The 26,103-nt window shown below is 58.6% G+C and carries 22 protein-coding genes and 1 pseudogene; 9 read left to right on the top strand and 14 right to left on the bottom strand.

Annotated features, from left to right (window positions below):
• Nucleotides 1-63: 63 nt before the first annotated feature.
• Nucleotides 64-2,289, bottom strand: a complete 2,226-nt coding sequence (locus QRN20_RS20995) for an NADP-dependent isocitrate dehydrogenase (protein ID WP_058430521.1) — start codon at nt 2,287-2,289, stop codon at nt 64-66.
• A gap of 440 nt (nt 2,290-2,729) precedes the next feature.
• Between QRN20_RS20995 and QRN20_RS20990 the strand changes: the two are divergent.
• Nucleotides 2,730-3,352: pseudogene (locus tag QRN20_RS20990) on the top strand (isocitrate/isopropylmalate family dehydrogenase).
• A gap of 82 nt (nt 3,353-3,434) precedes the next feature.
• Here the strand turns inward: QRN20_RS20990 and cspD are convergent.
• Nucleotides 3,435-3,704, bottom strand: a complete 270-nt coding sequence (cspD, locus tag QRN20_RS20985) for a cold shock domain-containing protein CspD (protein WP_029241639.1) — start codon at nt 3,702-3,704, stop codon at nt 3,435-3,437.
• Nucleotides 3,705-3,926: 222 nt separating this feature from the next.
• Between cspD and clpS the strand changes: the two genes are divergently transcribed.
• The gene (gene clpS, locus QRN20_RS20980) at nt 3,927-4,289 is read left to right on the top strand and encodes an ATP-dependent Clp protease adapter ClpS (RefSeq protein WP_004884680.1); all 363 of its coding nucleotides are present in this window, start codon (nt 3,927-3,929) and stop codon (nt 4,287-4,289) included.
• Between the two features lie 30 nt (nt 4,290-4,319).
• Nucleotides 4,320-6,593 (top strand): ATP-dependent Clp protease ATP-binding subunit ClpA, encoded by a 2,274-nt coding sequence (clpA, locus tag QRN20_RS20975; protein WP_004884681.1) that lies wholly within the window; start codon nt 4,320-4,322, stop codon nt 6,591-6,593.
• A gap of 113 nt (nt 6,594-6,706) precedes the next feature.
• Here the strand turns inward: clpA and infA are convergent, their stop codons facing one another.
• The 3 genes from infA to aat form a co-directional block, all read right to left on the bottom strand.
• Nucleotides 6,707-6,925, bottom strand: a complete 219-nt coding sequence (gene infA, locus QRN20_RS20970; protein WP_002553999.1) for a translation initiation factor IF-1 — start codon at nt 6,923-6,925, stop codon at nt 6,707-6,709.
• A 101-nt stretch (nt 6,926-7,026) separates the two neighbouring features.
• Entirely contained in the window at nt 7,027-7,734 is a 708-nt protein-coding gene (locus QRN20_RS20965; RefSeq protein ID WP_004884684.1) for an arginyltransferase, read from the bottom strand.
• A 49-nt stretch (nt 7,735-7,783) separates the two neighbouring features.
• On the bottom strand, nt 7,784-8,473 hold the full coding sequence (gene aat / locus QRN20_RS20960) for a leucyl/phenylalanyl-tRNA--protein transferase (protein ID WP_029244552.1): 690 nt from the start codon (nt 8,471-8,473) through the stop codon (nt 7,784-7,786).
• A 479-nt stretch (nt 8,474-8,952) separates the two neighbouring features.
• Here aat and ftsK point away from each other — a divergent pair, with 479 nt between their 5' ends.
• The 6 genes from ftsK to cysG all read left to right on the top strand — a co-directional run bounded on the left by ftsK (nt 8,953) and on the right by cysG (nt 16,456).
• The gene (ftsK, locus tag QRN20_RS20955; RefSeq protein WP_025993122.1) at nt 8,953-11,355 is read left to right on the top strand and encodes a DNA translocase FtsK; all 2,403 of its coding nucleotides are present in this window, start codon (nt 8,953-8,955) and stop codon (nt 11,353-11,355) included.
• Between the two features lie 69 nt (nt 11,356-11,424).
• Complete coding sequence (gene lolA / locus QRN20_RS20950) at nt 11,425-12,048, top strand: outer membrane lipoprotein periplasmic chaperone LolA (RefSeq protein WP_004884692.1); 624 nt, start codon at nt 11,425-11,427, stop codon at nt 12,046-12,048.
• 19 nt (nt 12,049-12,067) lie between these two features.
• Nucleotides 12,068-13,390, top strand: a complete 1,323-nt coding sequence (locus QRN20_RS20945) for a replication-associated recombination protein A (protein ID WP_004884694.1) — start codon at nt 12,068-12,070, stop codon at nt 13,388-13,390.
• Complete coding sequence (gene crcB, locus QRN20_RS20940) at nt 13,390-13,764, top strand: fluoride efflux transporter CrcB (protein WP_122428966.1); 375 nt, start codon at nt 13,390-13,392, stop codon at nt 13,762-13,764. Before QRN20_RS20945 ends, crcB begins: the two co-directional genes overlap by 1 nt.
• Nucleotides 13,765-13,780: 16 nt before the next feature.
• A complete protein-coding gene (serS, locus tag QRN20_RS20935) occupies nt 13,781-15,061 on the top strand; it encodes a serine--tRNA ligase (RefSeq protein WP_004884697.1) in 1,281 nt (426 codons plus the stop codon).
• Nucleotides 15,062-16,456, top strand: coding sequence for a siroheme synthase CysG (cysG, locus tag QRN20_RS20930; protein WP_025993118.1), 1,395 nt, complete (start codon nt 15,062-15,064; stop codon nt 16,454-16,456).
• A 45-nt stretch (nt 16,457-16,501) separates the two neighbouring features.
• On the opposite strand, the gene QRN20_RS20925 is transcribed toward cysG, so the two are convergent.
• The 9 genes from QRN20_RS20925 to QRN20_RS20885 form a co-directional block, all read right to left on the bottom strand.
• Nucleotides 16,502-17,500, bottom strand: a complete 999-nt coding sequence (locus QRN20_RS20925) for a glutathione S-transferase family protein (protein ID WP_122413142.1) — start codon at nt 17,498-17,500, stop codon at nt 16,502-16,504.
• A gap of 109 nt (nt 17,501-17,609) precedes the next feature.
• Nucleotides 17,610-18,611 carry a glycosyl transferase family protein gene (locus QRN20_RS20920; RefSeq protein WP_029244550.1) on the bottom strand — a complete coding sequence of 334 codons (1,002 nt, stop codon included), beginning with the start codon at nt 18,609-18,611 and terminating at the stop codon, nt 17,610-17,612.
• Nucleotides 18,608-18,943 (bottom strand): TusE/DsrC/DsvC family sulfur relay protein, encoded by a 336-nt coding sequence (locus QRN20_RS20915; protein ID WP_058430525.1) that lies wholly within the window; start codon nt 18,941-18,943, stop codon nt 18,608-18,610. Before QRN20_RS20915 ends, QRN20_RS20920 begins: the two co-directional genes overlap by 4 nt.
• The gene (tusB, locus tag QRN20_RS20910) at nt 18,940-19,236 is read right to left on the bottom strand and encodes a sulfurtransferase complex subunit TusB (protein WP_088235502.1); all 297 of its coding nucleotides are present in this window, start codon (nt 19,234-19,236) and stop codon (nt 18,940-18,942) included. The genes QRN20_RS20915 and tusB overlap by 4 nt, the downstream gene beginning before the upstream one ends.
• A complete protein-coding gene (gene tusC, locus QRN20_RS20905) occupies nt 19,236-19,598 on the bottom strand; it encodes a sulfurtransferase complex subunit TusC (protein ID WP_058430527.1) in 363 nt (120 codons plus the stop codon). The genes tusB and tusC overlap by 1 nt, the downstream gene beginning before the upstream one ends.
• A 1-nt stretch (nt 19,599) precedes the next feature.
• Nucleotides 19,600-19,992 (bottom strand): sulfurtransferase complex subunit TusD, encoded by a 393-nt coding sequence (tusD, locus tag QRN20_RS20900; protein ID WP_025993112.1) that lies wholly within the window; start codon nt 19,990-19,992, stop codon nt 19,600-19,602.
• Between the two features lie 141 nt (nt 19,993-20,133).
• A complete protein-coding gene (locus tag QRN20_RS20895) occupies nt 20,134-22,386 on the bottom strand; it encodes a DEAD/DEAH box helicase (RefSeq protein ID WP_122605941.1) in 2,253 nt (750 codons plus the stop codon).
• Nucleotides 22,361-23,656: an ATP-binding protein gene (locus tag QRN20_RS20890; protein ID WP_122605939.1), complete on the bottom strand. Its 1,296-nt coding sequence runs from the start codon at nt 23,654-23,656 to the stop codon at nt 22,361-22,363. Before QRN20_RS20890 ends, QRN20_RS20895 begins: the two co-directional genes overlap by 26 nt.
• On the bottom strand, nt 23,653-26,091 hold the full coding sequence (locus QRN20_RS20885; RefSeq protein ID WP_285361112.1) for a tellurite resistance TerB family protein: 2,439 nt from the start codon (nt 26,089-26,091) through the stop codon (nt 23,653-23,655). The genes QRN20_RS20890 and QRN20_RS20885 overlap by 4 nt, the downstream gene beginning before the upstream one ends.
• Nucleotides 26,092-26,103: the final 12 nt, after the last annotated feature.

The raw sequence follows: 26,103 nt of genomic DNA, 5'->3' as shown, positions 1-26,103 counted from the left end.
AGCCCCGGCGCATGGTCGGGGCTTTCAGGGAGCGACGCTGGATGGCGTCGCCCGGGTTGCCTCTTACAACGCGGCGATGGCTGCGTTCAAGGTTGCGCTTGGACGCATGGCTTTGCTGGTCTTCTCGGCGTTGGCGTAGTAGTAGCCACCGATTTCCACTGGCTTGCCTTGAACCGCATTGAGCTCGGCAACGATTTTTTCTTCGTTGTCGGTCAGGGTCTTGGCCAGCGGAGCGAACTGCGCCTTGAGGGCTGCATCGTCATTCTGAGCTGCCAGCGCCTGTGCCCAGAACAGGGTCAGGTAGAAGTGGCTGCCACGGTTGTCGATGCCGCCGACCTTGCGCGAAGGCGACTTGTTGCGGTCCAGGAACTCGCCAGTGGCCTGGTCGAGGGTCTTGGACAGAACCAGTGCTTTCGGGTTGTTGTAGGCGTTGCCCAGATGCTCCAGGGAAGCAGCCAGGGCGAGGAACTCACCCAGCGAATCCCAGCGCAGGAAGTTTTCTTCCACGAACTGCTGAACGTGCTTCGGTGCCGAGCCGCCAGCGCCGGTTTCGAACAGGCCGCCGCCATTCATCAGCGGGACGATAGACAGCATCTTGGCGCTGGTGCCCAGTTCCATGATCGGGAACAGGTCGGTCAGGTAGTCGCGCAATACGTTACCGGTTACCGAAATGGTGTCCTTGCCGGCGCGGGTGCGTTCCAGGGTCAGCTTCATGGCTTCGACCGGCGACAGGATCTGGATGTCCAGGCCTGAAGTGTCGTGGTCACGCAGGTACTGACGTACTTTCTCGATCATCACGCTGTCGTGCGCACGGGAGGCGTCGAGCCAGAAAATGGCTGGAGTGTTGCTTGCGCGAGCGCGGTTGACGGCCAGTTTGACCCAGTCCTGGATCGGTGCGTCCTTGGCCTGACACATGCGCCAGATATCGCCGGTCTCGACCTTCTGCTCCATGAGCAGATTGCCCTGGCTGTCGGTCACGCGGACCACGCCGTCGGTATTGATCTGGAAGGTCTTGTCGTGCGAACCGTACTCTTCGGCTTTCTGAGCCATCAGGCCGACGTTCGGTACGCTGCCCATGGTGGTCGGATCGAATGCGCCGTTCTTCTTGCAGTCTTCGATGACTGCCTGATAGATGGTGGCGTAGCAGCGGTCCGGGATCACGGCCTTGGCATCGTGCAACTGGCCATCGGTGCCCCACATCTTGCCGGAGTCACGGATCATGGCAGGCATGGACGCATCGACGATCACGTCGCTCGGTACGTGCAGGTTGGTGATGCCCTTGTCGGAGTTGACCATCGCCAGTTGCGGACGAACGGCGTAGACCGCAGCGATGTCAGCCTTGATTTCGGCCTGCTTGTCGGCGGGCAGGGCGCTGATGCGGTCGTACAGGTCGCCGATGCCGTTGTTCAGGTTGAAGCCGATCTGCTTCAGCGTGTCAGCGTGCTTGGTCAGCGCATCCTTGTAGAACTCGTCGACGATCTGGCCGAACATGATCGGATCGGAGATCTTCATCATGGTGGCTTTCAGGTGCACCGAGAACAGTACGCCCTGCTTCTTGGCGTCTTCGATTTCAGCGGCGATGAAGCTGCGCAGTGCCTTGGCGCTCATGACCGAGCAATCGACGATCTCGCCCGCTTTCACGGCGGTTTTTTCTTTCAGGACGGTGGTGGTGCCATCCTGAGCGACCAATTCGATCTTGACGGTGTTGTCCGCTTCGATCTGGGCGGCTTTTTCGCTGCCGTAGAAGTCGCCGTTGCTCATGTGGGCAACGTGGGCCTTGGAGTCGGAAGACCAGGTGCCCATCTTGTGCGGGTGCTTGCGAGCGTAGTTCTTGACCGACAGTGGCGCGCGACGGTCGGAGTTGCCTTCACGCAGAACCGGGTTTACAGCGCTGCCCTTGACCTTGTCGTAGCGGGCGCGGGTTTCTTTTTCTGCGTCAGTGGTCGGTGCTTCAGGGTAGTCGGGAATCTTGAAACCCTGATCCTGAAGCTCCTTGATGGTCGCTTTCAACTGCGGAACCGAAGCACTGATGTTGGGCAATTTGATGATGTTGGCTTCTGGCGTGGTGGCCAGTTTGCCGAGCTCGGCGAGATGATCCGGCACTTGTTGATCGGCGCCAAGCGACTCCGGGAAGCTGGAAAGAACGCGGCCTGCCAGGGAGATATCACGTGTTTCCACGTCGATATCGGAGGAGGCGGTGAACGCTTCGATAATGGGCAGCAGCGAATAGGTGGCGAGGGCCGGAGCTTCGTCGGTGAAGGTATAGATGATCTTCGAGCGGTTGGACATTCGTATTAACTCTCTGTTTTGCTGAGCATGCACAAAATCTCGATACGCGCAGGGTATGCACTCTGCTCACAGTTCAGTCATGAGCCTGGGTCGAGGTTTATTCGCGGTGATGTTGGGTGCATCAGTCGAGCGTCAAGCTGCCGGGCCGAGCTCCGGTCCGGCGCATCTGTAAGGCTGAGAGGTCTGGTTCAGACGGGTCAGCCTTTATGACTCTGCGGTCACGGCGCGCAGTATATCAAACCCTTGGCGCCAAGCATTAATGCTATGCGTGCTATCGAATAATGAATATTCGCCGTTGGTCGAACGAGACCGCTCTGGGTCAATGTTTTCGGGTGTTTTATGGTGTTCACACAGGGCGCTTCGGTTGGCGGTTGACAGTGGACGTGGCTACGCTGAATGCCTGTCACGCAGTCCAATCAGACCCGAAAGCGGAGTCAGTCATTGAATACCAGAGAATAAGCATTCCAGATGGTGGGTGAAAAGATAACGGTCAACCCCGATCACTCCCTGAGCGTACCCGACACACCGATCATTCCCTATATAGAAGATGACGGAACCGGTGTCGACATCAGCCCGGTGATGATCAAGGTCTTGGATGCGGCTGTTGAAAAGGCGTACGGCGGTCAGCGCAGGATTTCCTGGATGGAGGTCTATGCGGGAGAGAAGGCGACCCAAGTCTATGGCCCCGACACCTGGCTGTCTGATGAAGCCCTCGACACGGTCAGGGAATACGTTGTGTCCACAAGGGATCGCTGACCACGCTTGTCGGCGGCATACGCTCGCTCAATGTTGAGTTGCGCCGGGCACCAGGCTGTCGGACACCGTTGCGATGTTCGAGGTCGCGCGGGGTACTGCTCCCGGGCAGGAGGGCAAGGACCAGGTCAATCCGGGGTCGGTGGTTCTATCGGCCGAAATATGGATGTGTGGAGGCGGGGGGATCATCAAAGGCACCAACGGCGCAATCTCCGCTAAAACGGTGACCTATGACTTTGAGCAGTTGATGGAGGGCGCAACGTTGTTGTCCTCCTCAGCGTTCGGCGATGCGCTCATTGAGCACATGTAAACCGCCCCAGCTATCAGAAACGGCCGGTTCAATCACTTCAGAACCGGCTGCCTCCTATGGCTGGCGTTTGTGGTGGTTCGCCCTAGGCTGGCACATTTGAAGCTTTCTGGGTTGCATTCGAACCCTCGGTCGCAGCGCTGACGCCTGCCGTGACCGTGGTTATATTGACTGCATGCAAACCCTTCGGGCCCTGGATAATCTCGAAGCTGACCGGCTGGCCCGCCTTGAGTGTTTTGTATCCATCCATGTGGATAGCCGAATAATGAGCGAACAGATCTTCATCATTGCCGTCGGCAAGGATAAATCCATAGCCTTTTGCATTATTGAACCACTTGACTTTACCACTGAGCATAGCCATATCCCTCTGCAAAGGACTCCGTCTGGAGTATCATCCACCTCAATCCGCCTGACCTAAAAAATTTTGGTTGACTGCGCGGACCCTTTTTACCCAATGTGGGCTCTATTGTTTGTAACACCGTTTAGCTGATAGTCAAGGTCATGCGGCAGTCCAATTCAAAACTGGTCAGATCGCGACTCAGGCTCAATCCGCCCTTTACCACGAACGTTTCTTTCCATGCATGCATTCAGCAAGATTCGACTAACATTCAATCAGGATGGTCCGCAATCACACGAGGACGACTCGGCTGGCATCGCAGTGCAGGACGCCAAGCCGACCCTGCAGGCGCCACCGATGTACAAGGTGGTTTTATTTAACGATGACTACACCCCGATGGATTTCGTCGTTGAAGTGCTCGAGGTGTTTTTTAACCTGAATCGTGAGCTGGCTACCAAGGTCATGCTGGCCGTCCATACAGAGGGACGGGCAGTCTGCGGATTGTTTACCCGCGACATCGCCGAGACCAAGGCAATGCAGGTCAATCAATACGCCAGGGAGAGCCAGCATCCACTACTCTGTGAGATCGAGAAGGACGGTTAATCGCCGACCACTTGGGTATGAGGTGAAGCTATGTTAAACCGTGAGCTCGAAGTCACCCTCAATCTGGCCTTCAAGGAAGCTCGTTCAAAACGTCATGAGTTCATGACGGTCGAGCACCTCCTGCTGGCCTTATTGGATAATGAGGCTGCAGCCACTGTCTTGCGTGCCTGCGGCGCAAACCTCGATAAGCTCAAGCATGATCTGCAGGAGTTTATCGACTCCACCACTCCACTGATCCCCGTCCACGACGAGGATCGCGAAACCCAGCCGACGCTGGGTTTCCAGCGCGTCCTGCAGCGCGCAGTCTTCCACGTACAGAGCTCCGGCAAACGTGAAGTGACCGGTGCCAATGTGCTGGTTGCGATTTTCAGCGAGCAGGAAAGCCAGGCCGTGTTTCTGCTCAAGCAGCAGAGCGTTGCCCGGATTGATGTCGTCAATTACATCGCCCACGGGATCTCCAAGGTTCCAGGGCATGGCGAACACTCTTCTGAAGGTGAGCAAGATATGCAGGACGACGAGGGCGGTGAAGCATCTTCCTCTGGCAATCCTCTGGATGCCTATGCCAGCAATCTGAACGAACTGGCCCGTCAGGGACGCATCGATCCGCTGGTCGGCCGCGAAAGCGAAGTCGAGCGTGTCGCACAGATCCTGGCGCGTCGTCGCAAAAACAACCCTTTGCTGGTCGGTGAGGCGGGTGTCGGCAAGACAGCGATCGCCGAGGGTCTGGCCAAGCGCATTGTGGACAATCAGGTCCCTGACCTGCTTGCCAGCAGTGTCGTCTACTCGCTCGACCTCGGTGCGCTGCTGGCCGGTACCAAATACCGTGGCGATTTCGAGAAGCGCTTCAAGGCGCTGCTCAATGAACTGCGCAAGCGTCCGCATGCGATTCTGTTCATCGATGAGATCCACACGATCATTGGTGCGGGTGCTGCGTCCGGCGGCGTCATGGACGCTTCGAATCTGCTCAAGCCATTACTGTCTTCGGGTGATATTCGTTGCATCGGCTCGACCACCTTCCAGGAATTCCGCGGGATTTTCGAGAAGGACCGAGCGCTTGCACGCCGCTTCCAGAAAGTCGATGTGTCCGAGCCTTCGGTCGAGGACACCATTGGCATCCTGAGAGGCCTCAAGGGGCGTTTCGAGCAGCATCACAGCATCGAGTACAGTGATGAGGCGCTGCGCGCCGCAGCCGAACTTGCATCACGCTACATCAATGATCGTCACATGCCTGACAAGGCAATCGACGTGATCGATGAGGCGGGCGCCTACCAGCGTCTGCAGCCGGTGGAGCAGCGAGTGAAGCGGATCGACGTGCCTCAGGTCGAGGACATCGTCGCCAAGATCGCGCGTATTCCCCCGAAACACGTCAACAGTTCCGACAAGGAACTGCTGCGTAATCTGGAGCGCGACCTCAAGCTCACGGTGTTCGGTCAGGATGCAGCAATCGATTCGCTGTCCACTGCGATCAAGCTGTCCCGTGCAGGCCTCAAGTCGCCGGACAAGCCAGTCGGCTCGTTCCTGTTCGCAGGTCCGACCGGTGTCGGCAAGACCGAGGCGGCTCGTCAGCTGGCCAAGGCGCTGGGCGTCGAGCTGATTCGTTTCGACATGTCCGAGTATATGGAGCGGCACACCGTTTCACGTCTCATCGGCGCGCCTCCGGGTTACGTCGGGTTCGATCAGGGCGGTCTGCTGACCGAGGCCATCACGCGTCAGCCGCATTGCGTGCTGTTGCTCGATGAAATCGAGAAGGCGCATCCGGAAGTCTTCAACCTGCTGCTGCAGGTCATGGACCACGGTACGCTGACTGACAACAACGGGCGCAAGGCCGATTTCCGCAACGTGATCGTGATCATGACCACCAACGCCGGTGCTGAATCGGCTGCGAGGGCCTCGATCGGTTTCACTCATCAGGATCACTCTTCCGATGCAATGGAAGTGATCAAGAAGAGCTTCACGCCGGAATTCCGCAACCGTCTCGACACGATCATCCAGTTTGGCCGTCTCAGCCACGAAGTCATCAAGAGCGTGGTGGACAAGTTCCTCACCGAGCTTCAGGCGCAGCTGGAAGACAAGCGTGTACTGCTCGAAGTCTCCGACGCGGCCAGAAGCTGGCTGGCGCAGGGTGGCTACGATGCGGCGATGGGCGCTCGACCAATGGCTCGTCTGATTCAGGACAAGATCAAGCGGCCACTGGCTGAAGAGATCCTGTTCGGCGAATTGTCAGAGCACGGCGGTGTGGTCCACATCGACATCAAGGACGGCGAGATCACGTTCGACTACGAAACCACGGCAGAGATGGCGTGATGGAGTAGGGGATGCGCCCGGAAACGGGCGCGGTCCCGGATCTGTTCGGATTGTCCTCAATTGTTAGAAACAAAAACGCCCGGCATATGCCGGGCGTTTTTGTTGATGCCTGATTAACGAGCGCGGTAGGTGATACGCCCTTTGCTCAAGTCATAGGGCGTCAACTCTACACGCACCTTGTCACCGGTCAGAATACGGATGTAATTCTTGCGCATCTTGCCGGAGATATGCGCGGTTACGACGTGCCCGTTTTCCAACTCCACGCGAAACATGGTGTTGGGCAGGGTGTCGACGACAGTGCCTTCCATTTCGAAGCTGTCTTCTTTCGACATGCAGTAAAGCCCTCGGTATACAAATGAGTGGCCCGGTGCAAGTGGCGCCAGGCAAAAGCGGCGTGCATTGTGCCCGAAAAAACCTGTTTAAGCCAAGGGGTTCAATACAGAGTGACCCATCTTTGATTGGTAAGCAGCTCGATGGGGCGATATTGGGTCTTGTAATTCATCTTTTTGCAGTTCTTTATCCAGTAGCCCAGGTACACCGCATGCAACTGCAACCTCGCGGCTTCAGCGATCTGCCACAAGATTGCATAACGGCCCAGGCTTCGGCGTTCTTCTTCGGGCTCGTAAAAGGTATAGACCGCAGAAAGACCGTTGGGCAGCAGGTCAGTCACCGCCACTGCGAGAAGACGACCCTCGAGACGGAACTCATAAAAGCGTGAAAACGGTAGGTCGCGCACCAGAAACGTCGAAAACTGATCGCGACTCGGTGGAAACATGTCGCCATCGGCATGCCGCTGTTCGATGTAGCGCTGGTAGAGATCGAAGTATTCCTGAGTAAAAACCGGCTTGGTACTGCGCACCTGAATGTCGGCGTTGCGCTTGAGAATGCGTTTTTGCTGGCGGTCGGGCACGAACAGATTCACGGGGATGCGTGCAGGCACGCAGGCACTGCAGTTCTGGCAGTGAGGGCGGTAAAGGTGATCGCCGCTACGCCGAAAACCCATATCGGACAGGTCGGCATAAACCTGAACATCCATAGGTTGGCTGGGGTCCAGAAACAGCGTCGTCGCCTGCTCTTCAGGCAAGTAACTGCAGGTATGGGGTTGAGTGGCATAAAACTTAAGCCGCGCCAGCTCCGTCATGATCGCCCCCTTGTCGAAAAACCTTTAATCATGAGTGTATGCCAGCCTGTCAAACTCGCCTAGGCAACCAGTCTGCGTTAGTCGGTTGATCCAGATGACGGTTCAAATAATCGGCAAAGGCCTGCCGTGGAATCGAACGGGCGCCGAAGCTGTGCAAGTGCTGAGTCGGCATCTGGCAGTCGATCAGAACGAAGCCCCAGGCTTGCAGGCGTTCCACCAGCGTGGCGAATCCGACCTTGGAAGCGTTGTCTGCGCGGCTGAACATGGACTCCCCGAAAAACAGTTGCCCCATCGCCAGGCCATAAAGGCCACCGACCAGAACATCGTTTTCCCAGACCTCGACGCTGTGGGCGTGTCCACGGCGATGCAGCTCAAGGTAGGCGTCCTGCATCGAACGGGTTATCCAGGTTTCATTGGCGTAACTGCGAGGCGCAGCGCAGGCTTGTATGACGGCGGCGAAGTCCTGATCGAAGGTGACGGTGTAGCGAGCCTGGCGCAGAACCTTGCCGAGACTGCGCGAGACGTGCAGTTCTTCTGGCAGCAGCACGGTTCTCGGGTCGGGCGACCACCACAGGATGGGCTGGCCGTCCTGAAACCAGGGAAAGCAGCCGTGACGGTAGGCGCGAATCAGGCGGTCGGCAGAAAGGTCTCCACCCGCAGCGAGCAATCCGTTTGGCTCGCGAAGGGCCTTGTCCAGTGGCGGAAAATCGAGGCTGTTGCGTTGTAACCAGGTCAGCATGGGCATCACGACTTTGCGGAAGGGGAGGGCGCATGCGATGCGTGTGTGCAACTCCGTGCGGCAAACGCGGTCACAAGCGGTCGTCATTATGGCGCTTGTCGGCTGCTTGCGGTAGGGCGCGCAAAGGATCGCGGGGTCATGGGCGCCGTGTTGCGGGCTGTTGGCAGAATCCTGCCATAAGCCTTTGTCACAAAAGAAAATGCGTGCTCAAATTGAACGCTGTCGACGATGCATGAGGATGGTCGACCTCTACGCAGGCTTTTTTATCAGGCATGAAACCGTTCAAGCGAGTTTTCGTACAGACCTCAAGGCCTCTAAGGCCTTACAATGCCGGCTTTGCGCATTATCATTCAAACGGTTCTCGATCAGGCCTCACAGCGGGCTGTGGCCTTTTTTATCAGGGCGCAGCCGGTGCCGGCGACAGCCGTTCAACGTCAATCAACGAGATGTTCGCGCTCCAGCGCAGGAAATAAAGCGTTTTGAAGAAATCCACACCAGCACCCAGCGCTGTTCCGCTTTGGCGACAGCAACTGCATTACCGGCTCAAGGAAGGTGCCTTGATCGCCTTCGGCGCCCTGTGCCTGTACCTGATGATGGCGTTATTGACCTACGATCAGAGCGATCCGGGCTGGAGCCATACCAGCAGCGCCGCTCAAGTGCAGAATGCTGCCGGGCGTGCCGGTGCGTTCTGTGCCGACATCCTGTTCATGGTGCTGGGTTACTTCGCCTATATCTTTCCGCTGCTGCTGGCCATCAAGGCCTGGCAGGTGTTCCGTCATCGTCACGAACCCTGGCAGTGGAGCGGCTGGCTGTTCTCCTGGCGCCTGATCGGTCTGGTGTTTCTGGTGCTGGCAGGTGCTGCGCTGGCGCACATCCATTTTCACTTCGCAGCAGGCTTTCCGGGTTCTGCCGGTGGCGTGCTGGGTGAAGTCCTAGGCGATTTGGCCAAGAAAGCATTGAACATCCAGGGCAGCACCTTGCTGTTCATTGCGCTGTTCCTGTTTGGTCTGACCGTATTCACCGACCTGTCCTGGTTCAAGGTCATGGACGTGACCGGCAAGATCACCCTGGACCTGTTCGAGCTGTTCCAGGGTGCCGCCAACCGCTGGTGGGCTGCCCGTGTCGAGCGCAGGCAGATGGTCGCGCAATTGCGTGAAGTCGATATGCAGGTCAACGACGTGGTCGCGCCTGCGGCGTCCGATCGCCGTGAGCAGGCCAAGGCCCGCGAGCGGATCATCGAGCGTGAAGTGTCCCTCAGCAAGCACATGACCGAGCGTGAAAAGCATGTGCCTGCGGTCATTGCTCCTGCACCTTCGCGTCCGCCCGAGCCCAGCAAGCGCGTGCAGAAGGAAAAGCAGGCCCCGCTGTTCGTTGACAGCGCAGTCGAAGGCACCCTGCCACCGATCTCGATTCTTGATCCGGCGGAGAAGAAGCAGCTCAATTATTCCCCCGAGTCCCTGGCGGCTGTGGGGCATCTGCTGGAAATCAAGCTCAAGGAGTTCGGTGTCGAGGTCACGGTGGATTCCATTCATCCGGGTCCTGTGATTACTCGCTACGAAATCCAGCCGGCGGCGGGCGTCAAGGTCAGCCGTATTTCCAACCTGGCCAAGGACCTTGCGCGTTCGCTGGCAGTGACCAGCGTACGTGTGGTCGAGGTCATTCCCGGCAAGACCACTGTGGGTATCGAGATTCCCAACGAGGACCGCCAGATCGTGCGTTTCTCCGAGGTTCTTTCGACGCCGGAATATGACAACGCCAAGTCTCCGGTGACGCTGGCGCTCGGTCACGACATCGGCGGCAAACCGGTGATTACCGATCTGGCCAAGATGCCGCACCTGCTGGTGGCGGGTACCACCGGTTCCGGTAAGTCGGTGGGTGTGAACGCGATGATCCTGTCGATCCTGTTCAAGTCCGGGCCGGATGATGCCAAGCTGATCATGATCGACCCGAAGATGCTGGAACTGTCGATCTACGAAGGCATTCCGCACCTGCTGTGTCCGGTGGTGACCGACATGAAGGACGCTGCCAACGCGTTGCGCTGGAGCGTGGCCGAGATGGAGCGTCGCTACAAGCTGATGGCCAAGATGGGCGTGCGTAACCTGTCGGGCTTCAACCAGAAGGTCAAGGACGCCCAGGACGCCGGCGAGCCGCTGGCAGATCCGCTCTACAAGCGTGAAAGCATCCATGACGAAGCGCCGCTGCTGACCAAGTTGCCAACCATCGTGGTCGTGGTGGACGAATTCGCCGACATGATGATGATCGTCGGCAAGAAGGTTGAAGAACTCATTGCCCGTATCGCCCAGAAGGCTCGTGCTGCGGGTATTCACCTGATCCTCGCGACCCAGCGGCCGTCGGTCGATGTGATCACCGGTCTGATCAAGGCCAACATCCCGACGCGCATGGCGTTCCAGGTGTCGAGCAAGATCGACTCACGGACCATCATCGATCAGGGCGGTGCCGAGCAACTGCTGGGCCACGGTGACATGCTGTACATGCCTCCGGGCACCAGCCTGCCGATTCGTGTGCACGGTGCGTTCGTTTCCGACGAAGAGGTGCACCGCGTGGTGGAGGCCTGGAAACTGCGCGGCACCCCGGACTACAACGACGATATTCTGGCTGGCGTCGAAGAGGCCGGCAGCGGCTTCGATGGCGGTGGCGGTGAAGGCGGTGAGGACAGCGAAAGCGATGCGCTCTACGACGAAGCCGTCAAATTTGTACTCGAGAGTCGTCGTGCGTCGATTTCCGCTGTACAGCGCAAGCTCAAGATTGGCTACAACCGCGCGGCGCGCATGATCGAGGCGATGGAGATGGCGGGTGTCGTGACCTCCATGAACACCAACGGCTCCCGCGAAGTCATTGCCCCCGGCCCGATGCGTGACTGATTGCAAAACTGCGTCGACAGCGGGTTCTGCCCGCTGTCGTGACATCCAATGACTGCAAAGAGGAATTCCATGCGTCTTATCCGCATGCTGCTGGCAACCGCACTGACTTTTTCCGTGATCCCCGCCCATGCAGACAGCAAGGACGTGACACGCCTGACCCAGTTGCTGGAAAACTCCCGCACCCTGACCGCACGCTTCTCCCAGTTGACGCTGGATGGTGGCGGCACCCAATTGCAGGAAACCACGGGTGAAATGGCGCTGCAACGCCCCGGCCTGTTCAACTGGCACACTGACGCACCTCAGGAACAACTGATGGTGTCCGACGGCAAAAAAGTCTCGCTCTGGGACCCGGATCTCGAGCAGGTCACCATCAAGACCCTCGATCAACGCCTGACCCAGACCCCGGCGCTGCTGCTCTCCGGTGACGTGTCGAAGATCAGCGAAAGCTTTGATATCACCGCCAAGGAAGCGGGTGGCGTGATTGACTTCGTGCTCAAGCCCAAGACCAAGGACACGCTGTTCGACAGCCTGCGCCTGTCGTTCCGTAACGGCATCATCAACGACATGCAGTTGGTCGACAGCGTCGGCCAGCGCACCAATATCCTGTTCACCGGCGTCAAGGCCAACGAGCCTATCGCTGCCAGCAAGTTTCAGTTCCAGATTCCCAAGGGTGCTGATGTCATTCAAGAGTAAGAAGGCCTGATCCCGAACCATGGACCTGTTTAGCCGTGAACCCATCGCCCAGCCACTGGCCGCACGTCTGCGTGCGACCAATCTGGACGAATACGTCGGTCAGGAGCACGTGCTGGCTCATGGCAAGCCTCTGCGCGAGGCGCTGGAGCAGGGCGCGCTGCACTCCATGATCTTCTGGGGGCCGCCGGGCGTGGGCAAGACCACGCTCGCCCGGCTGCTGGCCAAGGTGTCGGATGCCCACTTCGAAACGGTTTCTGCCGTATTGGCCGGGGTAAAGGAAATTCGCCAGGCCGTCGAGGTCGCCAAGCAGCAGGCAGGCCAGTACGGTCGACGCACGATCCTGTTCGTTGACGAAGTGCACCGTTTCAACAAGTCGCAGCAGGATGCGTTTCTGCCGTATGTCGAAGACGGGACCCTGATTTTCATCGGTGCGACCACCGAGAACCCGTCCTTCGAACTGAACAACGCCTTGCTGTCCCGGGCACGGGTCTATGTGCTCAAGAGCCTCGACGAAACCGCACTGCGCAAGCTGGTTCATCGTGCACTGACCGAGGATCGCGGTCTGGGACAGCGCCAGCTGACCTTGAACGATGAAGGCTTTGCGATTCTCATGGCGGCCGCCGACGGTGACGGGCGTCGCATGCTCAACCTGCTCGAGAACGCTTCCGATCTTGCCGAAGATGGCAGTGAGATCGGCACCGAACTGCTGCAAAGCCTGCTGGGCGATAGCCGACGTCGTTTCGACAAGGGCGGTGAAGCGTTCTACGACCAGATATCCGCGCTGCACAAGTCGATTCGCGGGTCCAACCCGGATGCTGCCCTGTACTGGTTCGCGCGTATGATCGACGGCGGCTGTGACCCGTTGTACCTGGCGCGCCGTGTCGTGCGCATGGCCAGTGAGGATATCGGCAACGCCGATCCGCGCGCTTTGCCGCTGTGCATGTCGGCCTGGGATGTTCAGGAGCGCCTCGGCAGTCCGGAAGGCGAGTTGGCGGTCGCTCAGGCCATTGTCTATCTGGCCTGCGCGCCTAAAAGCAACGCGGTGTACATGGCGTTCAAGAGCGCCATGCGCGAAGCGTCCGAGCACGGGTCGCTCGAGGTTCCACTGCACCTGCGCAATGCACCGACCAAGCTGATGAAGCAACTCGGCTATGGCGAAGAATACCGCTACGCCCATGACGAGCCCGATGCCTATGCGGCAGGCGAAGATTACTTCCCTGACGAACTTGAACCGCGCCAGTATTATCAGCCGGTTCCTCGTGGGCTCGAACTCAAGATCGGCGAAAAGCTCAGGCACCTGAACGCGCTGGATGAAGCCAGCCCCCGCAAGCGGAGAAAGTAGTGATTCAGACCATTCTTGCGGTGTCGATCGCCGGTATCGCTGGTACATTATTGCGCTTCGCGGCAGGTACCTGGGTCAGTGCCCACTGGCCGCGCTATTTTTATACGGCGACGCTGGCGGTCAACATCGTCGGCTGCCTGATCATCGGCGTACTGTACGGGCTGTTTCTGCTGCGCCCTGAAGTGCCCATCGAAATTCGAGCCGGCCTGATCGTCGGTTTTGTAGGGGGTCTGACGACCTTTTCATCCTTTTCACTGGATACGCTGCGCCTGCTGGAAAGCGGGCAACTGCCGCTGGCCCTGGGCTATGCCGGTATCAGCGTGTTCGGCGGGCTGCTCGCAACCTGGGTTGGCCTGTCCCTGACCAGACTTTGATAGACGAGAGAACGATATGCTCGATTCCAAACTGTTACGTACTCAACTTCAGGACGTAGCGGATCGCCTGGCTTCCCGTGGCTTTACACTGGACGTGGCCCGTATTGAAGCGCTGGAAGCTCAGCGCAAGGTTGTGCAGACCCGCACCGAACAGTTGCAGGCCGAGCGTAACGCCCGTTCCAAATCCATCGGTCAGGCCAAGCAACGCGGCGAAGACATTGCGCCACTGATGGCGGACGTCGAGCGCATGGGCACCGAACTGAGCGAAGGCAAGGTCGAGCTGGACGGCATTCAGGCCGAGCTGGACGCGCTGGTACTCAATATCCCGAACCTGCCACACGAATCGGTTCCGGTAGGCGCCGATGAAGACGGCAACGTCGAGGTGAGCACCTGGGGCACGCCAACCCGCTTCGATTTCGAGGTCAAGGACCACGTCGCGCTGGGCGAACAATACGGCTGGCTGGATTTCGAAACCGCCGCCAAGCTGTCTGGCGCGCGTTTTGCCCTGCTGCGTGGCCCTATCGCACGTCTGCATCGTGCGCTGGCCCAGTTCATGATCAACCTGCACATCAACGAGCATGGCTACGAAGAGGCTTACACGCCTTATCTGGTTCAGGCGCCTGCGCTGCAGGGCACCGGTCAATTGCCGAAGTTCGAAGAAGACCTGTTCAAGATTTCCCGTGAAGGCGAAGCGGATCTGTACCTGATCCCGACCGCCGAAGTGTCGCTGACCAACATCGTGTCTGGGGAGATTCTGGACGCCAAGCAGCTGCCGATGAAGTTCGTCGCCCACACGCCATGCTTCCGCAGCGAAGCGGGCGCGTCGGGTCGTGACACTCGCGGCATGATTCGCCAGCATCAGTTCGACAAGGTCGAGATGGTGCAGATCGTTGCGCCGGACGAGTCCATGGCCGCCCTTGAATCGCTGACCGGCAACGCCGAACGCGTGCTGCAACTGCTGGAGCTGCCTTACCGCAAACTGGCGCTGTGCACCGGCGACATGGGTTTCAGCGCCGTGAAGACCTACGACCTTGAAGTCTGGATTCCGAGCCAGGACAAGTACCGTGAAATCTCCTCGTGCTCCAACTGCGGGGACTTCCAGGCGCGTCGCATGCAGGCTCGCTGGCGCAACCCGGAAACCGGCAAGCCGGAACTGGTGCATACACTGAATGGCTCCGGTCTCGCGGTAGGGCGTACGCTGGTCGCGGTGCTGGAAAACTATCAGCAGGCAGACGGTTCGATTCGTGTGCCTGACGTTCTCAAGCCCTACATGGGCGGCCTTGAGGTCATCGGTTAAATGGAATTTCTGCCGCTGTTCCATAACCTGCGTGGCAGTCGCGTGCTGGTGGTCGGCGGCGGTGAAATCGCCCTGCGCAAATCCCGGCTGATCTTCGAGGCGGGTGCCGTTATTCGCGTCGTCGCACCGGAAATCGAAAGCCAGTTGCGCGAACTGGTCGTCCAGAGCGGCGGTGAGCTGATTCTGCGTGGTTATCACGAAGATGATCTGGACGGCTGCGTGCTGATCATCGCCGCGACCGACGATGAACCCCTCAACGCCCAGGTTTCCCACGATGCCCGTGCGCGTTGCGTGCCGGTCAACGTGGTGGATGCGCCTGCGCTGTGCACGGTCATCTTCCCGGCCATCGTCGACCGCTCACCGCTGGTGATTGCAGTGTCCAGTGGCGGCGATGCGCCGGTGCTGGCGCGACTCATCCGCGCCAAGCTGGAAACCTGGATTCCCTCGACCTACGGGCAACTGGCCGGTCTGGCCGCGCGCTTCCGTCATCAGGTCAAAGGGCTGTTTCCGAACGTCCAGCAGCGCCGTGCATTTTGGGAAGATGTTTTTCAAGGTGCCATTGCCGATCGTCAACTGGCCGGGCAGGGCGCGGAAGCCGAGCGCCTGCTGATTGCCAAGATCGCAGGTGAACCGCCAGCGGAAACCGGCGAGGTTTATCTGGTGGGCGCAGGCCCTGGCGATCCTGACTTGCTGACGTTCAAGGCCTTGCGCCTGATGCAGCAGGCGGACGTGGTGCTCTACGACCGTCTGGTGGCGCCGACCATTCTCGATCTGTGCCGCCGTGATGCGGAACGGGTCTATGTCGGCAAGCGCCGTTCCGAACATGCCGTACCGCAGGATCAGATCAACAAGCAACTCGTCGATCTGGCCAAGCAGGGCAAGCGGGTGGTTCGTCTCAAGGGCGGCGATCCGTTCATCTTCGGCCGTGGTGGCGAGGAAATCGAAGAACTGGCGGCTCACGGCATTCCGTTTCAGGTGGTTCCCGGCATTACAGCCGCCAGCGGTTGTGCGGCCTACGCCGGCATTCCGTTGACCCACCGCGATCATGCGCAATCGGTGCGTTTCATCACCGGTCACCTCAAGGATGGCTCCACCGATTTGCCGTGGTCCGATCTGGTGGCCCCGGCGCAGACCCTGGTGTTCTACATGGGATTGATCGGTTTGCCGGTGATCTGCCAGGAGCTGATCAGGCATGGTCGTTCTGCGGACACGCCAGCGGCGCTGGTTCAGCAGGGCACCACGACCAATCAGCGAGTGTTCACGGGCACGCTGGCCAACCTGCCGCAACTGGTGGCCGAGCACGAAGTGCATGCGCCGACGCTGGTGATCATTGGCGAAGTGGTTCAGTTGCGTGAAAAGCTGGCCTGGTTCGAAGGCAATCAGGCGACCGTCTGATGCCACTTGATGGATAGCCCGCCGGGCTATCCATTGTCATGCCGTTTACTTCTGCCAGACGCCCATCCCGGACAGCCGTTCGCGATCATGGCTGGCCTCAAGGTTCAATGCCGGGCCTTTGGGGATGATCCCGGTCGGATTGATGGTGCGATGGCTAGCGTAATAGTGGCCTTTGATGTGCTCGAAATTCACCGTCTCGGCGACACCCGGCCACTGGTACAGCTCGCGCAACCAGTTGCTGAGGTTCGGGTAGTCCGCGATACGCCGCTGGTTGCACTTGAAGTGGCTGTAATAAACCGCGTCGAAGCGCACGATGGTGGTGAACAGCCTCACGTCAGCCTCGGTCAGGTGCTCGCCTGCCAGATAGCGCTTCTCGCCCAGCAGGTTTTCCAGTTCGCCCAGTTCAGCAAACACGTCATCGAACGCTTCTTCGTAGGCATGCTGCGAGGTGGCAAAGCCTGCGCGATACACGCCGTTGTTGACGGCGGGGTAAATGCGTTCGTTGAGCTCGTCGATAGTCGCCTGCAGCGCTGATGGATAGAAATCCAGGCGGTTGCCGGTCAGTTCATCAAATGCCGAGTTGAACATGCGGATTATCTCCGCCGACTCGTTGCTGACAATGCGCTGCTGCTGTTTATCCCACAACACCGGCACGGTGACCCGGCCCGTGTATTGAGGGTCATCCGCGGTGTAGCGCTGATGCAGGAAGGTCAGGTTGTCGAGGGCGTCGCCGCTGGAGCCTTTCTGCTGGTCAAAGGTCCAGCCGTTTTCGAGCATCAGCCAACTGACGACCGAAACGTCGATCAGACTCTCCAGCCCCTTGAGCTTGCGCAGGATCAGCGTGCGATGCGCCCATGGGCAGGCGAGGGAAACATACAGATGGTAGCGGCCTGCCTGTGCTTCGAAACCGCCATCGCCTGACGGTCCAGGTTTACCGTCGGCTGTAACCCAGCTACGACGCTGGGCGTTTTCGCGCTGGAAGGCACCGTCTTTGCTGCTTTCGTACCACTGGTCCTGCCAGCGTCCTTCGACCAGAAGGCCCATGTCTGAATCCCCATTTCTGAATTAAGTACAGCTTGGAGATCAGTCTAGTGACATCGGTTCGACCGAAAAACGCAAATTCTGACCGATCATTATCGATAAAGCCGATCGGTCACAGATCCTTGTTGCGGCGCTCCCAGAATGTCTGCGCCTGCACAAACGCTTCATCACGCGCGATGCCGAGGCCGCGTAACGCCAGGGCCATGGTCGAGATCAGCGCGAGTTGCGGGTAACTGTCCTCAAGTTCGCCTCTCCACAAACCGACCAGTTGCGCCGGGTCGAGCGTGGCGGGTTTGACGTGGCGTCGCGGCGAGAGGGCTGGCCATTCCTCGTCCCAAGGCTGTCCGCCGGTCGTGCCGTACAGATGGCTGATGGTGTCCGGGTTGATCTCGATCTCACCGCCATCGCCCTTGACCACGATGGCGTTGTCACCCAGCAGGCTGCTGGCATCACGGTGAACGCTCTGATAACCCGGATGGAAAATGCTTTGCAGCCCGCAGCGCGCCTGCAAAGGATTGAGAATCCGCGCCAGCGAATGAATTGGCGAGCGCAGCCCGAGCGTGTTGCGCAGGTCAATCATGCGCTGCAGTTGCGGTGCCCAGTCGGCGAGTGGCATGAACGCCAGATTGCCCTGTGCCATCGCTGTTTCGACCGACGACCAGTTGCGACACAGCGGAATATTCAGCAAACCGAGCAACTGCTCGGTGTACAGCCGACCGGCCGTATGAGCTCCGCCGCCGTGCAGCAGGATCCTGATGCCGTTCTGGGACAGGCACTTGGCGGCCAGCAGATACCAGGGCAGGTGACGTTTCTTGCCTGCGTAGGTCGGCCAGTCGATGTCGATCGTGATCGGTGGCGCATTCAGGCGTTCGCGTACGGCTTCGGTGAAACCGGCCAGTTCCTCCGGGCTTTCTTCTTTATGGCGCAGCAGCATCAGAAAGGCGCCGAGCTGTGTGTCCTCGACCTTTTCATCGAGCACCATGCCCATGGCCTCGCGCGCTTCTTCGCGCGTCAGGTTGCGTGCGCCACGTTTGCCTTTACCCAGAATGCGGACGAACTGGGCAAAAGGGTGTTCTTCAGGTGTTTCGGTGACAAGCGGGGCGTAGTCGTTCATATGCAGTTGGTCGGCTTTGGCAGGCCCGCCAGCTTGGCGGCAAGTTTGGCGGGGGTGCCGTTGAACAGGCGATTGAGGTGCATGCTGTTGCCTTTTTCGGCACCCAGTTTCAGTGCGGTGTACTTGATCAGCGGCCGGGTCGCCGGAGACAGCTGAAACTCTGCATAAAAGCCACGCAATAGTTCGAGGATCTCGACGTGTTCAGGCGTCAGCGTCAGGCCTTCTTCGCCAGCCAGTGCATGGGCGACGTCCATCGACCAGTCGTTCAGGTCTTTGAGAAATCCGTCCTTGTCGAGTTCCAGCGTGCGCCCGGAGGCGATCAACTGTTTCATAGCCAGGTGTTCACTTTGTCAAAACGGATCGACAGTTCGACGAAGCCTGCGTAATCCACGCTGACAATACCGGCTGGCAACGGGAGGTTACGGGCCTTGAGGTCTTCGTCCAGTACGAACAGCGATTGCGAACCGGCCTGCTGCAGCTTAAGCGAAACAGGGCTCGACGGCGTCAGGGCGTAGGTGGCGTCGCCACACAGCAGAATGCCGTCGTTGTCGCCCAGCAAACGCAGGCAGCTGTCCAGACGGTTGTCGGTAAAAGGGGAATGGGAAAGAACGTGCAAAGTGCTCATCAGATCGTAATCACCTGGTCATAGCGCTCGAACAAGGCCGACAGCTCGGTCCGGCCGGACAGCAGGCAGATGTCGTCATCCAGGCCAGCGCTCGGGACACCGCGCTCGGCAATGCTCTGCGCGCAGGCATAGAGGTCTTCAACGCCGAACATCGACAATGCCTTGAGATTGGCGGTCAGGTCTTTCTGTTGCAAGGCTGCTGCGCTCTGTTGCGGCAGCAGCTGCAGCACGCCGTCATCCAGAAACAGCAAACCGATGGGCAGATCGAACGCGCCGCCTGCCAGCACGATGTCCAGTGCCTCACGCGCGCCGGGACCCGACCAAGGCGACTGACGGCTGACAATCAAAAGTGACTTGGGCATTTCAAGGCCCTCCGAAGCAGATCAGTCGGTCTGCCGATTGCACGGCGTCATGCAACTGACCCAGCCCCGATAATTCCCAAGGCTCCAGCAGATTGGCCGCAGGGCGCTGATAACGCTCGGCTTCCTCCTGATTCAGAACGCCGCGACGCAGCGCAGCGGCGATGCACACCACGCCATCGAGTTGGTGCTCGACGATAAAGTCGCGCCACTGACGCGGCACATCCTGTTCATCCTGAGGCGTAACGGCGTTGGCCGACGCGCTATGCACGCCGTCCTGATAGAAGAACAGCCGGACAATCTCGTGCCCGCCCGCGAGCACCGCTTGGGCAAACAGCAGCGCACGCCGGGAAGAGGGCGCATGGCCCGCAGAAAAAAGGGAAATGGCGAATTTCATAGTCGGCTCTGCCAGCAAAACATGCGCAATGATAAAGAATTCGAGGGCGGGGGTGTGAGTTTGCCGAGACAAAGGGGCTTTGCCGAGGCGTCAGCAGCCCTTTTTTCGTCATGTATGCGGATAGCATGATGCAACGCAGAGTCAGGATGAGCCGTCACTGAGCGACAACACCTTCGCAAGCTCAATTGCCCCTCCCAGATCCAGTTGGCTGGAAGCGAATGATTTGATAAGCAGTGGCAAAGGCAGCGCCCAGTCCCATTTTTCCCTGATCAGGTTTTTCACCTCTTTCAGGAGTGATTCCACGTCGGTGGCATCCAGACAGGCAATTTCGCGCAGCGCTGCCATGAGGCTTTCCTTCGGCGCGCCGATGTCCAGTACGAGCCCCGAGCACTCGCACATGACGCCTTCCCGGTTGAGCAGCAGCGAAAGTGCGTCATTGATGTAGTCGCCTTTCCAGGTCAGCAGATAGGTTCTGGATGCTGATCCGGCCAGATGCTGTTTATCAAGTCTCAGCGAACGAAAGGTATGGCGTGCTTCTTCCAGCAGTTTCTGTGCATTGGCATCAATGAACGGGCAGGGAGCCGTTTCCATGAGTACGGATCGCATCTCCTGCCTGACATCGTCGTGAATCTTTGCACTCAGACCGTCGAATGTCGGAGGCTCGCCGCCACGCGCGGGTTTGACGACGATGACTTTCTTCTCAAGGTCTATGTCCATCACTTGCCAGCGTCTGCCGCCGAATATGATGCGCTGGCCTTGGGTGAGCGGCCGGCTGACGGGCACGGAGCCCAGAGACTTGCCGTCGCGAATGAGCCTGAACTCCTCGTCGCTCTGGAATGCACTGTAAAACTCGTAATGATTGACCAGTCGTTCACCGATCTCTCCGGGTAACAACAGTCCGGAGCTGTCCTGTACAACGAGTTTTTGCTCGCCCAGCGCCTTGAGCATGGCCAGAAAGTCCGGCCTGGTGATGGCTGAAAACGTTCCGCTGGCAACCAGCGCGCTCCACAGCTCCGAAGCACTGGCGCCACCTTGCTGTGCAATCACGGACAGGCATTGCTGAACAAGTGTTGAGGCGTGAAGCCCATAGGCTCTGGGAGGTTCGAACCATTTGTTTATCAGCAGCCGAATCATCGCGATCGTCTGCACCAGATTTTGCCTGAGCTGATTGGACAGGTCTGAATCAGGTGTCAGGGTGCTTTCCTCGCAGTACACCCTCAAGGTCGCGGGTTCCCCCTCCCGGCGTCCAGACCGGCCCAGACGCTGACGCAGGCTTGCCACCGATGGCGGTGAATTGATTTGCGCCACTGTCCTGATGTTGCCGATGTCGATACCGAGTTCGAGGGTTGTCGTGCAGACCGCAGAGGCGGGCGGCGTACCTGCCTTGAGGGCGCGTTCTGTGTCTTCGCGCAAATCCCGAGACAGGCTTCCGTGATGCGGGAAAAATTCATTTGGAAGGCCATCCTTCTCGCAAAGATGACGCAGCCTGTCGGCGTACCACTCGACCATGTCACGGCTGTTGGGAAAGATCAGGTTGTTACTGCCGCGCAGGAATTTATAGAGGTGTGCGGCGATTGCATGTCGGCTTCCCGACTCGTTTTCTTGCTCGTTTTCGTCGTGATCTGTTGTCTCGGCGGGTTTTTGCCCTGAGATGAGTTTGATCATGGGAGGCAGGGTGTAGCCGCGTACCTGAATTTGAAGATTCTGGCCGGAGGATTTTGATTCGATCACCTCCATTCGCTGATTCTGGCCCGGTCGCAGGAACTCTCGCGCCAGCGACATTTCACCCAGCGTGGCAGAAAGGCCAACGCGGGGAAGTTGTCTGCCTGCGACGCGTTCGACACGTTGCATCAATGACTGGAGCTGTTTGCCGCGTTCGCTGCCGATAAACGCGTGAAGTTCGTCTACCACGATGTACCGCAGTTGCTGAAACAATCCTTTAACGGCAGAGCCCCTGTTAACGAACAGGGCTTCGAGCGACTCCGGTGTAATGAGCAGGATGCCGCTGGGCGATGTGAGAAACCGGTGCTTTCTGCTTGCTGAGACGTCGCCGTGCCAGGCAACCACCGGCACCTCCAGTCGCTCGCAGAGGCGGCTCAACCGATCCCATTGATCGTTGATGAGTGCTTTGAGCGGGCTTATATAGAGAACGGCCCCGGCAGGTTGGTCGTTGACCAGCAGGTTGGTCAGGATAGGAAGGAAAGCCGCTTCGGTCTTGCCCGCGGCGGTCGAGGCCGCAATGATCACGTCACGGTCGGCATCGATCAGCGCAGGGATGGCACATTCCTGAGCATCCCTGAGCGAGGTCCAGCCCTGGGACCAGACCCAATGCTGCACATCCGGATGCAGCCGTTCGAATGACGATGATTCAGAGCCTGAAACTGGTGAGTTCATCATCTGCCTCTACGTCGAGATCGCTTCGACCACCGTCATCCCGTGCGATTTCCACTGCGTCGAGCAGCGTACGCCAATCGCTACCAGGGTTCTGCTCGAGTACCGCCAGAAGGTTGATAAATGCCGTGATCGTGGTGCGAGGCGTACGAAAGTACGCTTCTCCAAGTCGTTGGCCGCAGTGGTCGATGAAGATCGGTAACGCTTCGTCCGGAAGCAGGTATTTTTCCGGGTCGCCGGAGGCGTAGACGTTGCGCAGGTTCTGCAGCAGGACGTAGAAGTCTTCGGGGGTAAGACTGGTGAGGCGAATGACCGGCCCGGATAGATCAACATAGCCGGCCTTGGCGAAGGTGTTCTCCGCCAGTCGTGATTGCAGGGCAGGATAGCTGTACAGCCCGCGGCGGGTGTCCATAAGGAATTCCGGTGTGCCGCCGAGCACGAAGCCCAGACCGTCGGTCGAACCTTGCAGTGAGTCGTTGAGAATGCGCAGGATCTGTTCGTAGTTGGCGTTGCGTGCCTGTGTGTTCGCAAGCTTGTACAGATTCACCAGCTCATCCAGACAGACCATCAGTCCGCCGAAACCCGCCAGCCGCACGAATCGGGAGAGCAGTTTGAGCTGGTCATAGATAGACGCATCGTCAATGCAGGTTCTTACCCCGAGCGCCGCACGAGCATCGGTTTTGGTCGTGAACTCGCCTCTCAGCCAGCGAATGGCATCGGCCTTGAGTTGTTCATTGCCGTCTTCAAAGCCACGGCAATAGGCGGCTATGACTTCGGCAAAGTCATAGCCGTTGACCATCTCTGTCAATTCGGCGAGGTACTGGCGAATGACGGCTTCGCTTTCGATGCCTTTGCTCTTCGCCTCGGTCTTGGCCTGGGAGATGAATTTCTCCACGATGCCTTGCAACGCGCCACCATCTGGCTTGGTACGCGTGGACATGTTCTTCGCAAGCTCGGCATACAGCGAGCGGGCCTGGCCTCCAGAGGCGTGCAGCCGCCGGTCGGGGTTGAGGTCTGCGTGCATGGTGACAAGCTTGCGCTCCATCGCGATGCCTCTGACCAGATTGAGGAAGAAGGTCTTGCCCGCGCCGTATTCACCAATGACGATACGGAATGCCGAGCCACCTTCCGCCAGGCGGTTGATGTCTTTTATAAGGGCATCCAGCTCTCCAACCCGGCCGACCTGAATCAGGTGTTGTCCGACCCTCGGAACGACCCCTGCGCGTAATGACTGGATGACCGCGTCGCGGTCTCTGGCTCGTATCGTACTCATAAGGCTAACTCGCTCAGGATGTCCGGATTGATGTCGACCGGATCATCGCCTTCGGATATCGGCATATTGAAAAGCTCAAATGCCATTTCGTTGATCTGCTCAAGCGCACCGTCGAGCATCAGTTCCATGTCTGAAGCGGTGTTCTCCAGTTCTTGCCGACTCCATTCGGTACGAGACACCAACAAGCGCAAGAACGCCGAGTGTTCGGCATCGAGTCCGTACAGACGAACGCCAGTCTCGGGGGCTATTTGCGGAACGTCTTCTGTAATGATCGGGGTTTGTTCCTCCTGCTCATCTGTGAAAACGGTGGCCAGAAGTGCTGATACCTGAGCTGTCTCGCGTTGCAATTGCGCGACCCGAGCCATGTCCAGAACGATACCGGAGCCTGCGCGCCTGTTTGTCGGTGAAGTCGACGTTTGCTGAGCGCCAGGGATGTTTGATCCCGACACGCCAATCACATTCGGGCCTTTGAGCGAATTCGCGGCCGCCCCGTGCAGGTCGCTGTATATCGATTGAGGATCGAGTTGAAGTGCTTTGTAGACACGTTCGAGCAACTTGATTTCATCAGGCGTAACGGTCCCGTCCGCCTGGGCCAGGTGTGCCAGAAAACAGACGATGGTGCGCTTGTCTTCCTGTCGCAGAGGCTCCAGCTTCTTCTTCAGGCTTGCCAGCGATGGCGGTTGTAGCAACTGAATCTGCAGGTGCGCCTTGAGACGCTTGCGATGGGCGACACACAGATGGCTCCATGAGTCGATATGCAGCCCAAGCAGTGCGACTTCGTCCTGGCTCGTTTCGCCATCCGCTGCCGCCACAGCACTGGCCAGATCCAGCGTAACGACTGCAGCGTGATAGTCGGGGGTGGCGCGTAGCGTGCCGTCTTCCGGCTCTGCTGCAAACAACACAATGGTGTCTTCAGCTTTAGGCGTACGGCTGCCGGACAACACGTCGGGCTCCATTCCGATATTTCGTTCCTCAAGCGCTTTTGCCAGCGCAACGACCTTATCCCGTGACAGCGTTTCGATGGAGTCGAACCGTTGAGTCAGTTCACTGAGTGTCATCAGAATTGCGTCATGCGCTACGCCTGCCTGCAAGGCGGACAGCTCCTGTTTCGCAGGGTCGGGCCATAGGGCGGTTGGCAGGCGGAGCAGACCGTCCAGAACATAAGGGTTTTCAGGATTTCGGCCCACATATCGGCTGAACGGTTCGAGTACCTGAGCGCATTTCTCCACGATAATTTGAAGCTTTTTGCGTGTACCGGAAGTGGCAGTGACATCTGGAAGATCGCCTACGGACAACTTCTGAGTGTTGATTTTGGGTGATATCGGCCAGTACGAGGCCTTGAGACGTGTCTTGTTGTTCGGCAGGGCCAGGCCGCGAGGAAACTTCGCGTCGTATTCTTCCCGGAACAAACGTTGAAACAGCTCCGGGCATCTCACGGCCGGTGTGCGCAGTGAAATATTCGGATCAGTCAGGGCCCAGGCCATGGCCCAACCGGCGTTGAGCGGGTACTGATCGGTCGCCATCTGGCCGAGCGCAACTCGCACAGAAACAGGCACTTCATGAATGCCCATCGCTGGTCCTGAAGGTTCATTCAAATACATCCGTGTCGGAATGACCGACATACTCAGGTAATCCAGAAGCCTGGAAGCATGGTTATAAAAAGAGGCGTCGCTGGAATACAGCGCCCTCAATCGTTCCACTTCTGCTTTTATGACAGGTATTTCTTCACGTGCGGTCGCATCGGATGTCGCATCCACCAGCGCGCGACGCTCCAGACCGTAAAAGAACATGAATGCGTAGCCGATTTCTGCGCAAGGATCACAGCGACCGCCCGCCAACCACTGTAGATAGCCTCTACGTGCTTCTGGACTGAGGGAGACATAAGTCGACAGATAGAGCGCCCGCGGTGTCAGCAGATCTACAGGCGAACTGCTGGCCGGCAAGGCGGTATCGATGAAAGAGGGCTCGATATTCCTGAGCCTTGCGTCCTTCCCACCTGCGTAGATCATGCCATCGGGCAGTGTCAGTCCGGCAACGGTGATCGATTCCCCTGGTTTGATCCATTGGGACCCGGTCTGCAGATCAGGCGCTTTGGGAATACTGAAGGACTGTCCATATGCTGAGTCATCTCGAACGATGAAGAACTCGGATGTGCTGTCGGCAAGCGGCTGAGTACCGCCAATCAGATTCGTGGAAGGACGACTGAAGCGTGCGTAACGCCCTATGGCGAGGTCTTCAAATGTATCCCGGGGTCCTCTGGGCTTGAACCACCCCGTCAGATGCTGTCTTTCGGTATGCTCAGGGCCTGGCTGAGGGCGAAGAGGATCGCCGGGAACAGGATACGTGCCACCGATCAGGTTGCTTGAAGGGCGACTGAAGCGTGCGTACCGCCCAATGGCGAGTTCTACTGTCATGGCTGTCGGGCTGTATGCCATTTCAGTCTTCCG

Source organism: Pseudomonas sp. fls2-241-TYG-175, assembly GCF_030209155.1.
GTDB classification, from domain to species: domain Bacteria; phylum Pseudomonadota; class Gammaproteobacteria; order Pseudomonadales; family Pseudomonadaceae; genus Aquipseudomonas; species Aquipseudomonas viridiflava.
Note: the sequence above shows the minus strand (reverse complement) of the source record. Positions and strands in the feature narration are given on the sequence as shown.